Annotated in this window: 10 protein-coding genes and 1 pseudogene; 6 read left to right on the top strand and 5 right to left on the bottom strand. The window is 62.5% G+C overall.

Features of this window, described 5'->3' with window-relative positions; translation table 11 throughout:
- Positions 1 to 13 precede the first annotated feature (13 nt).
- Genes LDO14_RS00610 through LDO14_RS00600 form a run of 3 tightly spaced genes read right to left on the bottom strand, consistent with a single transcriptional unit; the run spans position 14 to position 3,465 of the window.
- Complete coding sequence (locus tag LDO14_RS00610; protein WP_018770339.1) at positions 14 to 976, bottom strand: ribokinase; 963 nt, start codon at positions 974 to 976, stop codon at positions 14 to 16.
- Positions 973 to 2,400, bottom strand: coding sequence for an MFS transporter (locus LDO14_RS00605; RefSeq protein WP_223993256.1), 1,428 nt, complete (start codon positions 2,398 to 2,400; stop codon positions 973 to 975). The genes LDO14_RS00610 and LDO14_RS00605 overlap by 4 nt, the downstream gene beginning before the upstream one ends.
- The gene (locus tag LDO14_RS00600; protein ID WP_056388509.1) at positions 2,401 to 3,465 is read right to left on the bottom strand and encodes a nucleoside hydrolase; all 1,065 of its coding nucleotides are present in this window, start codon (positions 3,463 to 3,465) and stop codon (positions 2,401 to 2,403) included.
- A 160-nt stretch (positions 3,466 to 3,625) separates the two neighbouring features.
- Here LDO14_RS00600 and LDO14_RS00595 point away from each other — a divergent pair, with 160 nt between their 5' ends.
- Positions 3,626 to 4,672: a LacI family DNA-binding transcriptional regulator gene (locus tag LDO14_RS00595; protein WP_018770342.1), complete on the top strand. Its 1,047-nt coding sequence runs from the start codon at positions 3,626 to 3,628 to the stop codon at positions 4,670 to 4,672.
- Positions 4,673 to 4,717: 45 nt separating this feature from the next.
- Positions 4,718 to 5,824 carry a (p)ppGpp synthetase gene (locus LDO14_RS00590; protein ID WP_018770343.1) on the top strand — a complete coding sequence of 369 codons (1,107 nt, stop codon included), beginning with the start codon at positions 4,718 to 4,720 and terminating at the stop codon, positions 5,822 to 5,824.
- Between the two features lie 298 nt (positions 5,825 to 6,122).
- Here the strand turns inward: LDO14_RS00590 and LDO14_RS00585 are convergent, their stop codons facing one another.
- Complete coding sequence (locus LDO14_RS00585) at positions 6,123 to 6,464, bottom strand: DUF1508 domain-containing protein (protein ID WP_144601453.1); 342 nt, start codon at positions 6,462 to 6,464, stop codon at positions 6,123 to 6,125.
- Between the two features lie 309 nt (positions 6,465 to 6,773).
- Here LDO14_RS00585 and LDO14_RS00580 point away from each other — a divergent pair, with 309 nt between their 5' ends.
- Entirely contained in the window at positions 6,774 to 6,989 is a 216-nt protein-coding gene (locus tag LDO14_RS00580) for an AsnC family protein (protein WP_144601454.1), read from the top strand.
- 190 nt (positions 6,990 to 7,179) lie between these two features.
- Here LDO14_RS00580 and LDO14_RS00575 read toward each other — a convergent pair whose 3' ends face one another.
- A complete protein-coding gene (locus tag LDO14_RS00575) occupies positions 7,180 to 7,482 on the bottom strand; it encodes a DUF4193 domain-containing protein (RefSeq protein ID WP_223993254.1) in 303 nt (100 codons plus the stop codon).
- Between the two features lie 225 nt (positions 7,483 to 7,707).
- Between LDO14_RS00575 and LDO14_RS00570 the strand changes: the two are divergent.
- The 3 genes and pseudogenes from LDO14_RS00570 (at position 7,708) to LDO14_RS00560 (ending at position 13,717) form a co-directional block, all read left to right on the top strand.
- Positions 7,708 to 8,285, top strand: a pseudogene (locus LDO14_RS00570) (recombinase family protein).
- 267 nt (positions 8,286 to 8,552) lie between these two features.
- A complete protein-coding gene (locus LDO14_RS00565) occupies positions 8,553 to 11,942 on the top strand; it encodes a serine/threonine-protein kinase (RefSeq protein WP_223993252.1) in 3,390 nt (1,129 codons plus the stop codon).
- Positions 11,939 to 13,717, top strand: coding sequence for a S1 RNA-binding domain-containing protein (locus tag LDO14_RS00560; protein ID WP_223993250.1), 1,779 nt, complete (start codon positions 11,939 to 11,941; stop codon positions 13,715 to 13,717). The genes LDO14_RS00565 and LDO14_RS00560 overlap by 4 nt, the downstream gene beginning before the upstream one ends.
- Positions 13,718 to 13,799 lie beyond the last annotated feature (82 nt).

The raw sequence follows: 13,799 nt of genomic DNA, 5'->3' as shown, positions 1-13,799 counted from the left end.
CCCGCCGGCGGCGTCAGGACGCGCGGAGGCGGCGTTCGACGTCGGCCGTGTCCGGGTACGCTGCCTGGGTCCCTTTGCGGGTGGTTGCCAGGGCCGCGGCAACGGAGGCGAAGGCGGCGGCATCGGCGAGCGCATCCCCCGCCGCAAGCCGCACGGCAACTGCTCCCGTGAACGCGTCCCCGGCACCGGTGGTGTCCACCGCGTGCACCTGGGTGGGTTGAACGGACGTCACGCGGGAGCCGGGAGACGCCAGCGAGTCCAGCACCACGGAGCCCTGCGAACCGAGCGTCACCAGTACCTGCTGGATGCCCCGGGCGGCAAACCGCTCCCGCGCCGCTTCCCACTCGTCGGCTGGCGCGCCGGCACCCGGCACGGAAACACCAAGGAACAGCGCGGCCTCGTGGGCGTTGACCAGCAGCACGTCAGCCAATCCGGCCAGGGCTGACGGAATCTCCGCGTAGGGCGAGAGGTTCAGCAGGACCGTTGCGCCGGCGTCGTGCCCTGCCCGGGCTGCGGCCAGCACCGTGTCCATGCCGACCTCAAGGCAGAGGCTCACCACGGCGGCCTCCTCCAGCACGTCCCCGGCGTCCGCGACGTCGGCCGGGGACAGAGTGCCGTTGGCCCCGGCGGAGATGATGATGTTGTTCTCGCCACGGGCGTCCACGGCGATGACCGCGACGCCGGTGGGCTCAGTGGAGGTCCGCACGTGCCCCACATCCACGCCGGCCCCTGCCACCGAGGCCTCGAGCATGGCTCCGTTGGCGTCCTTTCCCACGGCACCCACCAGGCTGACGTGGCCGCCCAGTCGGCCGGCGGCCACCGCCTGGTTGGCGCTCTTGCCGCCCGGGTTCACGGCAAATCCGTTGCCCTGGACGGTTTCGCCCGGCTGCGGCAGGCGTTCGCAGTAGATGGTGAGGTCGGCGTTGAGGGAGCCGACGACGACGATCCGGCCCGTGCTGCCGGCCGCGGTACTCATTCAGCCACCTCAGCTTCAACCGGCTTGGGGATCAGCAGGGACGCGGCGAAGGCGGCGACGGTCAGTGCCAAGCCGACGACCACGACGGTGAGGTAGGAGGCCGTCGCGTCGCCAAGTGCCGACGTCGCCACCAGCACGGCCGGCAGGATCAGGAAGCTGAGGCCTGCGCCCAGGTTGAACGCGCCGGCGTTCATGCCGGGCAGGAAGCCGGGGTTTCCGGCGGGCGAGAGGACAACACCGAGTCCGTTGAGCATGATGTTGACCGTACCGGCGTACATGATGCCCAGCAAGACCGTGCCGGCGATCATCAGGGGCAGGCTGTCCAGGCCCAGGAAGGCAATCAGCGCCAGCGCGGCGATGCTGCCCAGGAGGCCGATCCGGAGCACCCTGGTGTAGCCAAGGACCGGAGCCAGTTTTCCGCTGATCGGGCCCACCAGCCAGCCCAGCAGGGCGTACGGGGTGAGGATGATCAGCGACATTTCGGTGGGGCCCACGCCGAACCCGGGGTTGGCGGCCTGGACGTAGGCGGGAACGATGCCGTTGATGACGGCGAAGATGCCGGTCATGGTCAGCGTGGTGGTGAGCAGCGGAGCCCAGGTGGAGCGCTGGCGCAGGTGCACGGTTTCCACCATGGGCTGCGCGGCGCGCTGTTCGGTGCGCCAGAAGGCGAAGAACGCGACGGCGGACACCAGTACCAGCGCCAGGCTCAGCATCAGCGTTGTGGCGGAGAAGCCGCCCACCAGCTTGGAGGCCTCGTTCAGTGCGGTCAGCAGGGCGCCGACGGCCACCACGATGAAGAACACGCCCAGCCAGTCCATCCGGGTGCCGGCGGCAGGCTTGCTTTCCGCCGCGAGGACCATGATCAGGGCGGTGGCGGCGGCGGCCAGCACCACCATGAGCCAGAAGATGCTGCGGAAGCCGAAGTGCTCCGCGAAGTAGCCGCCCACGAAGGAGTCCACGCCGGCCACGCCGCCGTTGACCGCGGTGATGAGGCCCATCAGGGTGCCGTATTTCCGCGGGTTGCTGACCGCAGAACGCAGCATGATCAGGCACAGCGGCACGGTGGGTCCGCTGACGCCCTGGATGATGCGGCCCACGAAGAGCCACGTGACGTCCGGGGCGAGGGCCGCGATGACGGACCCCGCGGCCATCAGCACCATCATGCCCACCAGGACCTTCTTGCGGCCCACGATGTCGCTGAGCCGGGGCAGGAAGAGGGAGAAGAGGGCGGCGGCGGTGAAGAACCAGGTCTGGGAGAGGCCGATGACGGCCTGGTCGGTGTTGAGCTCCTCGCCCATGGTGACCAGGGCGGGGCTGAGCATGGAGGCGTTGAGCTGGAAGGCCACGCAGGCTGCCAGCAGTGCGGTCATGAGGGCGGCGATGTTGCCGCGGCCGGTCTTGGTTTCGGTCATCGTGGCAGTCATTTACTTGACCCCTCCGGCGGTGAGGGAGGCACTGGCCTGGCGTTCGACGTCGGACGCGTTGCCTTTGGTGATTGGCTCGCCGATGCGTTCCAGCGCGTCGGTGACCAGGTCCCAGAAGCGCGCGTGGTCCAGGTCCACGGCCACGCTGGTGTGGCAGTCGGCGGGGGCGGGGGCGCGGAAGTCCGCCACGGTCATGCCGAGCGTGAGGGCGCCCTGCAGTTCGATGTTGACCGGCACCTTGCGGGTGCTGACGATGCTGGGGTCGATCACGTAGGCCACGGCGCACGGATCATGGACCGGCGGGTGATCGAAGCCCTGCGCGTCCTTGTAGGTGTGGGCGAAGAAGTCCATCAGCTCGGTGACGAATTTGGCCGGGGTGGTGCCGATGGCGGCGATCTTTTCCACGACCTCGGGGGTGGCGAGCGCCTGGTGGGTGAGGTCAAGGCCCACCATCACCACCGGCCATTTTTCATTGAAGACGATGTGCGCGGCCTCGGGGTCGATGATGATGTTGAACTCCGCCACGGCGCTCCAGTTGCCCACGTGGTAGCCGCCGCCCATGAGGACCACTTCCCGGACGCGTTCCACGATGCGCGGTTCCTTGCGGGCGGCCATGGCGATGTTGGTCAGGCCGGCAGTGGGGACCAGGGTGACGGTGCCGGGCTCGTGCGCCATGACAGTGTCGATGATGAGGTCGACGGCGTGGCGCGGGTCCAGTTCGATGGTGGACTCCGGGAGGGCGGGGCCGTCCATGCCGGACTCGCCATGGATGTCCGGCGCGGTTTCGATGCTGCGGACCAGGGGCCGCGGGCAGCCGGCGGCGAAGGGGACGCCGGTGATCCCGGCGATGGTACCGACGGCCAGGGCGTTGCGGGTGACCTTTTCAAGGGTCTGGTTGCCCACCACCGTGGTGACGGCCAGCAGTTCGATGTTCGGGCTGCCGTGCGCCAGCAGCAGGGCCACGGCATCATCGTGGCCGGGGTCGCAGTCCAGGATGATCTTCCGGGGCTTTGGGTGGCTGTCTACGGGCCGGGGATCTAGTTCCACGATGGTTCTCCACGTCATTGGGGCCTGCCGGGGAGGCAGGGATTCAGTCTTCCGGGAGTGATCATGGCAGGCTTTTGCGCCCAACGTCAAACGCTTAACGTTGGGGAGGTATTGCCGCACGTCAAACGCTTGATGCGTTGCTGCCCCTGGTGTTCCCTGCGGCGGATAGGATCGAAGTATGGATTCCGGGGAACAGGTGCAGCAGCGGGCGCGGCCCCGGCGGGTGACGGCAGCCATGGTGGCGGCGCGGGCCGGCGTCTCCGTGGCCACGGTGTCATTGGTGGCCAACGGCAAGACGGCGGGCCGGGTGTCCGAGGACAACATTTCCCGGGTGCGGGAGGCCATCGCCGAGCTGGGGTACGTGGTGGACGGCATCGGGAGCTCGCTGGCCAAGGGCGTCAGTTCAATCGTGATCCTGGTGGCGCCGGACATCTCCAATCCGTTCTTCGCCAAGGTGATCGGCGGGGTGCGGGAATCCCTGGGGCCCAACTACCAGCTGCTGCTCTCCGTCACCGATTCGGGCGAATTCCCCAAGGCCGACGACGTCCGGAAGCTGATGTCCCTGCGGCCGGCAGGGCTCCTGGTTGACGCACCGAACGCGGACTTCCTGGCCGATCTGTCCGTGGCCGGGCCCCTGGTCCTGCTGGACGCACCCGGCCTGGAATCGGTTGCTCCCGCGGTCAATCTGGACGTCGCGCAGGGCGCCCGGGAGTTGGCCGCCCACCTCGCCGGGGCCGGGCACCGGCGCGTGGCCTACCTGGACAGCGTGACCGGAACCGAAACTTTTGCCATCCGCCGCGAGGCGTTCCTGGCCGAAGCGGCCGCCCGGGGCATGGCGGTGGATCCGCAGCATATCCCTGCCACCACCATCGACGTTGGCGAGGCCGCGGCGGCCTTTGCCGCAGCGTGGCCGGACTGGCAGCGCCAGGGGGTGACCGCCGTCGTCTGTGCCACGGACACCCACGCCTACGGTGTGCTGCAGGAAGCCCGGGTGGAAGGGGTCCGGATTCCGGAGGAGTTGGCGGTTGCCGGCTTCGACGACCTGCCGTACTCCGCTACCAGCAGCCCGGGCCTGACCAGCGTGCACCTGCCCGCGGCGCTGCTGGGCCTGAAGGCCGGGGAGCAGCTCCGCCGCCTGATGGAAGGCCGGCCGCTGGAGCAGGAGGAACTCATCCTCGAGAGCTCCCTGGTGGTGCGCGGGTCCACGTCGGCCGCCGAAACGTAGGGGGCCCAAAGGCTTCCTGTCGGACCCCCGCCGTAAGCTGGGACCATGCCGAGTAACTGGGAAAACCTGGACGAGCCGCTGCGTGAGTCGGTGCAGCACAACGTGGAGATCTATGAGCGCGTCCGGCCTGCCCTGAAGCTGGTTACCCGGGACGTTTTGCTGGTTCTGCGGGACATGCTGAAGGACAGCGAGGTCACGCCGCTGTTTGTCACCGGCCGCACCAAGACGGTGGAATCGTTCAAGGAGAAGATCTCCCGCACGGAGGAGCCGCTGGAACCCGGCGGCCGGCGGCTCCTGAAGTTCCCGGACCCCTTCCGCACGCTGAATGACATGGTGGGCATCCGGGTGATCACCAAGCTGCCGGCCGAGAACGCCGCCGTGGCCAACATCATCAAGCGCCAACGGCAGCTGTTTGACTGCCGCGGCGACCGCGAGAAGGACATCGGCTCCATCGAGAGCGGCACATACGGGTATTCCAGCCGCCACCTCATCCTGCGCACCATCCAGAACGAGGCCGTCAAGGAATACCAGCAGGTCTTCAACCCGGACCTGCAGCCCAATGGCAGCTACTTTTTCGAGTGCCAGATCCGCACCATCTTCGCCCACGCATGGAGCGAGATCGAGCACGACATCCGGTTCAAGGCCGAGGACCCTCGCGCCTGGACCCCGCACTTCGACCGGCAGTTCACCGCCACCGCGGCCATGCTGGAAACCGTGGAGACGGCCTTCGCCGACCTGCACGAACGGTATGAGGAAGTCCGCAGCTTCTGGGACGTGGACGGCGAAGGGGCCGCGCCGCTCACGCCCAACCGGATCCGGGACGTGTGGCGCACGCTGCTCCCCCACGTTGACCGCAAGGTGGACGACGACTGGGGCTGGGCCGCCGAACTCCTCGCCGCGCACGGCCTGAACCAGACCATGCAGCTGGCCGGGCTGCTCAGTGCCAACCGCATCACGGAGGTCCGCAAGGCCCTGGACCACCGCTACTCCCCCGGGCCGGACCGGCTCCTGGACGACCTCCTCCTGTGGCAGTACGGCACCAAGCACATCGACCTCACCGCGGAAGGGCCCGACGCCGTCCCGCACCCGCGGCGCGACAGCCTCCTGCGGCGGCTGCGGCAGATCGAACGGTATCGGATGACGAAGAAGTAGGGGTAGGTACCTTGACGGCCCGTTTATATGGATCGAACCCGCGACCTTAACCAGATTCCCGGAACGATGGGGAGGTTATTGCGGAGGCACGGCAGCTGATCCGAGAACTCGACAGCACTCCTCAGGTCCACCTGACGCCGCTCTTTTACCAGCACGCCTATGGAGCTGAGGATGACCACCCTTGACCTTCTTCGTATGTTGGGACAAGAGGCCGACGGACGCAGCAGACTCTCATCAAGGCCGTGGACCTTATGTAAAGCTGGCGCTGAAAGGGGTCCCCGCGCCCCTCCCCGGCGGTTCAGGAAAGGCTGTGGATTGCCCCGGCCCAGCGGGGGCCCGAGACGGCCCGGCGGACCGCCCTGGCGCGGGTGTGGAAGTCGATTTTTGGCATGCGCGGGGAATCGTCAGTTTGACTGCCGGGGTCAGTCCAGGTGGCCGGCGGTGCCGCATTTGTGGTTGTTGTGCTGTGGTCGGTGATCAGTCCCATGCCGGCATATTCGCGCACGGCGGCGATGCCGGCAACGGCGTCGGTCTTGGTATCGAAGGGCTTGGACACTGCCATGACAGTTCCATCTGGTGCTGTGAGCCGGAACCTGAACGCAGATTCGGTGTCGATAAATAGTTCGAACATTCCTGCCATTCCGATCCTTTCGTCTGCGGGATCTTGTGGCGGCATCTTTGCCGCCAGACAGGAGCGGCGGCATCGTTGCCTCCGTTTTCCCTGGTATCCCGCCGTCCAAATTTTCATCAATTCAGCGCGCGTTCCTCGAGTTTCTCGTGGGACCGCTTGCCGGCGCAAGATGTCGCCCGGCATCCAACAGAAGTGATCACCTGCTCTCGGGTGTCCAGTCCACGCGCACGTTCCTCGTGGGTTCACGAGACAGCCTCAGTGCTCGGCAGGTCGTCAACATATGTTGACCCACCCCCTGGCGTCAACTAATGTTGACGCATGGAGGTGGATCGGATGAAGACTTTGGTTGCATCCATGGACGGGAAAGGACCGGCTGAAGCCCTGCAGGCGGTCGCCCAGCTGCAGAAGGAAGTCGGGCGAACAGAAGCGTCACTGGTCAGGAAGGCCCGGCAGGCCGGCCTTTCCTGGGAAGCCATCGCGCTGTGCCTGGGCGCGAGCAAGCAAGCCGTCCACCGTAAATACGGAAAGCGCTAGGTGCTGCTTCCGATCCTGGGCTGCGACCGCCCAGGATCGGAAGGCAGCCACTCCCCTGCCTCGGCTAAGAAAACGTCTCTGACCGATAGCCGACGTTATGTCAAGTAGAGAACGGCGTACTGCATCAGTTGCATCATTTTGGGACTTTGTGCACTGGCCGTCGGCCGCCCGGTTCTGCCGTTTCCGGGGCTCAGCCTTCGCACTCGATGCAGTACCACTGGCCATTGCTTTGCCGTGCCAGCTGGGACCGGTGACGGACCAGGAAACAGGATGAGCAGGTGAACTCGTCCGCACCCTGCGGGATGACCTGGACGATGAGCTCCTCGGAGACGATTTCCCCGCCGGGAGTCAGCCCTTCGTCCAGGGCGTCCGCTTCATCGAGCTCGGTGACGACGCTGCGGGCATCCGGAGCGCTGGCGGACTTCAACGCCTCCAAGGAACTCTCCTGAGATTCCTTGACGTCGGAGCGGACTTCGTCGTAGTCGGTAGCCATGTTTGGCGGTTCTCTTCTCTGTTCTCTGTCGGCTTCCTGTCTGACCAGAGAGCAACGTACACCATGGCGGCGTTGTTTCCCGGGAAGAGCGTCCCGACACGTGCATCAGCGGCGATGGCTTTGCCGTGCCGCCCGTGGACAATCCACCGGGTGCGAGCCGGTCCGCCTGCGCGGAAGTCTTGACGTGTTTCCTTGCCCGAGCTGACACTCGTTCATACCTAAGGGTTGGAGGCCGGCGAGCATGGACAGCGAATCGGTTACGTGCGGGTCAACACGCTTGACCAGAATGAGCGACGTCAGCTGGAGGGCGAGGTCCTGGACCGGCTGTTCACCTACAAGGCCTCCGGCAGGGACACCGCGCGGCCGCAGCTGAACGAGCTGCTGCGGTTCGTCCGGGACGGGGACACCGTTGTTGTGCACAGCATGGACCGCCTAGCCCGGAACCTCGACGATCTGCGCGCACTGGTCCAGGGACTTACGTAACGAGGGGTGCAGTTGGAGTTCCTCAAAGAGCATCCTGTCTTCACCGGCGAGGACTCCCCCATGGCGAACCTTATGCTGCCGTCATGGGTGCCTTCGCCGACTTCGAGCGGGCCCTGAGCCGGGAACGCCAGCGCGAAGGCATTGCCTTGGCCTAGCAGCGCGGCGTCCACAAGAGCCGGAAGAAGACGCTCACACCGGAGCGGGCGGCCGAACTCGTCCACCCCGCCGGCAATGGCATCCCGAAAGTCGTCCTTGCACGTGACCACGGAATCAACAGGGAAACCGTCTGCCAATACCTCCGTCAAGCAAGAGTGGAGTAAGCCCGTCTCCTCCCCCGCGGAAAGCTTCTCTGCTCCAAGCAAATTCTGCGCCCAACGATGGAACGAATTCATTTACTGCCTTGAGCTTATATCTGCCTGCTCGCAATCCATCCCCTGGGTCGATACCCTTGGCACGATGACAAATCCTGAAGACTGGATGGACATCAAGGTTTGCGCAAATTGTCCTCTTGGAGCCTGGAAATCCGCGCTGTCGGTGCTTGTATCTAGGATGATGAAGCACACGTATTCTTGGTTCAAGGTGGGGGAATGGCGCAAGAGTTCATCGCTGGTCGGTACGCGGAAATTATTGGTAGTCGGCGGCAGGGTGGACAGGGTGACGTTTTCAAGGCTGTCGACCTTGTCGACAACGGACGATTTGTTGCCGTCAAGGTAATCCCAGGAACGCAAGACCCTATAAATACTGTCTTCTTTCATAGGGAGACGGATGCCCTCGCCAGGCTCGATCACCCGAATATCACCGGTCTTCTCGATAAGGGTTTCGACGCCTCGTTGGGCGTTTACTACATCGTGCTCGAGTGGATTCCGAGCACCTTGGTCGATTGGCTAGCGGCTCTCGATGAGCCCCCTGGGTGGGACGATTTGTGCGAAAATGTCGGGCTTCCCCTCTCACATGCCCTGGCCCACGCGCACGCTCAGAATGTGCTCCACCGGGACATCAAACCAACAAACATTCTTTGGGACGGGAGCAAGCCGCTTCTGGCTGACTTTGGTATCAGCAAGATCAAAAGCCAAGTTGCAGCTCCAGGTGATGCAACAGTTGTCGATCATGCTTCAACTCCCTTTGCACCACCTGAGCGAGTAACGAAGGCAGCTTCGAATAGGGATGTTCATGGACTGGCGGCAACCCTTTTACGCTGTCTTGTTCCTTTCGAGTTAAAGACGTATTCGGACATCGACAGGGCACTTTCGGATAGTCGCGACGGCATTGACGTCCCCGACCGCGCCATGGATCTCCTGAAGCGCTGCCTGAGCAATGACCCGAGCGTCAGGCCGAAGGACGGCCAGATTTTAGACTTCGAGCTGCGGAAGATGCACACCGATAGAAGCAGGAAATGGCGCGCCCAGACCCAGCTGGTGCTGACGCTTGCACCGCAAGCAAGAGCGCAACTGCAACGTGAACGTCTGGACCTAAGCCCCGAGCAAACTGTCGAAACCCTTATGGGTAGTGCGACGTACGCCGTGCCCCGCAGGTCCGTGTCGATGCCAGGGCCGGGGGCACCTCTTACACCCGATGAATTTGATCTTGTAGGAGACGAGCTGCTTCTTCATGTGCAACACACGAGTCAGGGCATGGTGTGCAATCGAGCAGGCGTCCGTGACTTTTACGAGTTGGAGCGCCGCCGGCGAATGCCCGGAGCAGTACTCCTTCCGTCGGACGAATACATCTGGACGGCACGACCACCAAGGCAGCAGCTTGCTGCAATTCAAGCGGCCAGGGCATTGCGTAGCCTTCTGAGCCAAGCCATCCAGGATGCTGAAGACCGTGAAAGTGAACGATTTCGCCAAGCGCGGCTCGACGGGTGGTCACGGCTCATCGAGGCTAAGGAGGAATTGGACCGGAAGCTGGAAGACCCGGTCGGTTACAGCCTTGAGTCCCGTTCATGGAACACTGCGAAACTGCGATTGACCAACGAACCTCGCGAGGACATCGTTGACCAGGATCTGCTGGCCCGCGATAACTCACGTCCATCCACGATCAACGTGCCCTGCAACGTGGAGGAGGTTGACGGTGATGAAGCCCTCGTCCGAATAAATGGAAATCCTGACGATTTTCCCGAGGACGGTCTCCTCGTCCGCAACCGCACTGCCTCTACCTCGGCTGTGCGACGGCAACGAGAAGCACTCGGCGCCATCCGAGACGAACGAAGCCTCCGCACGGATCTACGGAGTCTCGTATTAGATCCATCAGGAAGTTCCCCTTCTCGTCCGGTCGAATTTGCATCCCAGCACGTGAACCTCGACGATGACAAGCGCGTGGCGGTGGCAAACGCCCTCGGTGCCCCGGATCTCTTTCTGGTGGAAGGTCCCCCGGGAACTGGTAAGACCTCTTTTATATGTGAGCTGGTTGCACAGCATCTTCAGGCCCGGCCAAACGACCGAATCCTGCTCGTAAGTCAGATGCACGTTGCGTTGGACAACGCAGTAAGTCGCTTAGACAAAGCCGGTGTATCTGGCATCGTCCGTCTTTCCACACGTGAGGATCGGGTTGCCGTAGACGCGGCTCACCTACTGCTACCGAATAAGTTGCGGGCTTGGATCGCGGAGGTCAGGCAGCGGGCTGCGCAGGGACTCGAACAACTCGTTGCTTCGGCTGGGGTCTCAGCCCCACGCCTCCACCTTGCCTTCGCTGCTGAGGAAGCTGCCGCCGCATTAAGACTGAAGGACCGCCGCCAAGAGGAGCTCGAAGCATTCGACTCCGCGACAGGCGACGATGACGTCGCGGACGAACTGCGGGATCGGCTCACGAGAGCTGAGCAGGCCGCTGATGCGGCAGTAGAGGCAGTTCAGGCCCACGTGGAAAGGCAGGGTGTAAGAGTCGATGTACCGCTTAGCATAAGTGGGCTCACACAACTGTCCACATCCTGTTTGGACGGCCAGGCGGAGGCCGAAAATCTGAGGGACATCATGCATGCCCAAGCAGATTGGCTCGCCAGTCTCCAGGATCCCCGTTCAGCTGAATTGCTCTTCTTACCTAAACAATCTGTTATCGCTGGCACTTGTATGGGCTTCCTTAGCAACCAGAACGTCCGCGACATCGACTTCGATCTTTGTATCGTCGACGAGGCTTCCCGAGCGACGTCGACTGAACTCTTCGTGCCGATGGTCCGTTCAAGGCGGTGGGTTCTCGTTGGCGATACTAAGCAACTCCCACCCATGCGCGAAGAGGTCATGGATTACCCTGAAATTGTCGAAGCCTATGATCTCAACGAACTCCTTGGAACTGATTCCCTCTTTAGTATCTTGGTGGCTGAATCACCCCAAGAGTGTCGGGCCAGCCTCATCACTCAGCACCGAATGGCGCTTCCCATAGGGAATTTGATTTCCAAGACCTTTTACGGCGAGCAGTTGGTGCATGACCCACATCCCTCCCTAGACGGACATGCGCTTCGTGACCAATCTCGGGTCGTTTGGTATTCGACTAGCAGACGAGAGAAACGATATGAGGACTCGTCACAGGTTAGAAGTTCCTCTAACTCAGTCGAGGTTGATATCGTGTGCGACCGCCTCCGCCAGCTCGACGAAAAGGTCGCCAAAGGTGAGGTCCGACGACTTGACGGAGCCTCCGTCGAGGTTCTAGTTCTCACGGGATACCAGCGACAGCTTCTAATGCTGGATCGCGCGATCCGAAGTCTCCGGCTTCCCCACCTCGAGGTCAAAGTAAAGACAATCGACGCGGTGCAGGGACAGGAGGCCGACGTCGTCATTTTCTCCGTCACCCGGAGCAATGCTCGTCTCGAGATGGGGTTCCTAGCTGAATCCTTCGGCGAAGGACGCATCAACGTGGCGCTCTCTCGGGCGAGGGAACTTCTGTGGGTTGTAGGAGACTCGGAGTTCTGCGCTGCCAAGGATGGGCCACTCAAGAGAGTGCTTGAACACATCAGCAATGCCAAGGGCTGTGGAATGGAGTTTGTGTGACTGACGCACTGGTTCGAGCAGCCCGCCGACACGCCCACGCAATTCCCGGCCACCTCCTCGTGGCCGCCGAGCCCTGCGCTATCCCGGCTTCCGTACTTACCGTCGACGTGTTGGCAGAGCGAGCAACTGACCTTGGCGTGGCGGAGCGATACACCCTACTGGCGGTCTCAAAGGGAATAAACACCCTAGAAGAGCTTTCCTGGTTCTTAGGCCTTGAGAGTACCGACACGGCCAACGTAATCAGTTCTTTGCTGCAACTCGAGATGATCGATTACCGGGCACAGGACAACAAGCAGCGCAACATTCAACTATTGCCTCCTGGGCTGGACGCCGTGGACGGCGTAGTAGCCGCAGCTCCCAAAGTTGTCACCCTGTCGGTCATGTTCGATCGGATTACCCGCACTCCTGTCGCGTGGACAAAGAGATCCCTTACACGTGAGTGGGACGCGAGGAACACGGAAGGCCTCTTTAGGCTGCCGCCGGCGACAGGTGAGCCGGTAACTATAGACGAACTCTCTCCAGCAAACCTTGGCCCTATCTTGGCGGGCAGGAACCAGGTCAACAGGATCCTTGGCGCGCTAGGCGTCACGGAGAACCGGAGGTATTTTAAGGAAGCCACTCTGCTGATCTATAAGGGGATTGATAATGATTCAATTCGTCTTGGCATCGACATTGACGGCATTTGGAGCCCGGACCACGAAGTAGCTCTTGAAAGGATGGGCGTCGCCGAACGACTCGGTATCCGAGTTGAGGGGCCGCAGCCCTTGCCACCGAGCGACCTTTCCCTCGGCTTCCCTGAGCCTGCCAAAAAGTTGGGGCGTGACGAGGTTCTCCGACTACAAGCCCTGGCCGATACGGTGGAACAAGCGACGGACGGGGCTAGTGCTACAACTGACGACCAGCTTGAGGCTGGGAAAACCATTGAATCAGCGGCAGTCCGGTGGTTAGGAACATACGAGCATCCGCTCATTCTCGATGAGGCTTTGACGAAGAGCCGGAGGCGGCTGCTCATCATCAGTCCATGGATAACGAGTGCGGTGGTAACGAAAGAGTGGATCCGCCAGCTTGAGAGGCTGGCACACAGGTGTCCAGTGACCATTGCTTGGGGTTACGAGGACAACCCGAAAATCGACTCGGCTTTGGCCGGCCTTCACGCAGCAGCCGGCAGAAAGAATCAATTGGCGGTAGTGAGGTTGAAAAACACTCATGCCAAAGTTCTAGTCGGCGATGACTTTTACGTAACCACAAGCTTCAACTGGCTTTCATTCAGGGGTGATAGCAGCCGGCGCTATCGGATGGAGGAAGGGACTCTAATTCGCGATCGAGCTCTTGCTGATCAAGCTTACGAGAGGTACCTGGACCAGATCCGACAGCAGGCCATAGAGGTAGTTGGAGACCTTCCCGAGCCTCGGGGAAGGTCTGCTTCTCGCGCCGCACCAATGGTCCCGCCTCAAACGGCTGCGAATCATACTCGAAAGAATCGGGAGGGCGTGGAAAAGCCTTCGGTGGCTAGGAAGCAGCGAAGAACCCCAAATGAGGAAGATTGGTCGCGGCTTAAGGTCGGAAGCACCATCGCGGGAACAGTCAAGAACCTCACGAACTTTGGAGTTTTCGTAACTCTTGGAGATGGAATCGACGGACTAATTCACAACTCTCGACTGCCACAGACAATGAATGGGAACCAAGTGAGCAAGTTTGAAGTTGGGCAAAGTATTTCCGTGAAGATTCTTGAGATCCAGCCCGAACGTAACCGGGTCTCGCTCGGGATGGCGTAGCGGCCAAACGCGCAAGGAGTCGCAACCTTACAGAATCTCCATTATCGGCGCTGGCCAAAGGCTGGGGGAAAGGCCCGGAAAA

It is taken from the genome of Arthrobacter sp. NicSoilB11, from assembly GCF_019977375.1.
Classification (GTDB): Bacteria; Actinomycetota; Actinomycetes; order Actinomycetales; family Micrococcaceae; genus Arthrobacter.
Note: the sequence above shows the minus strand (reverse complement) of the source record. Positions and strands in the feature narration are given on the sequence as shown.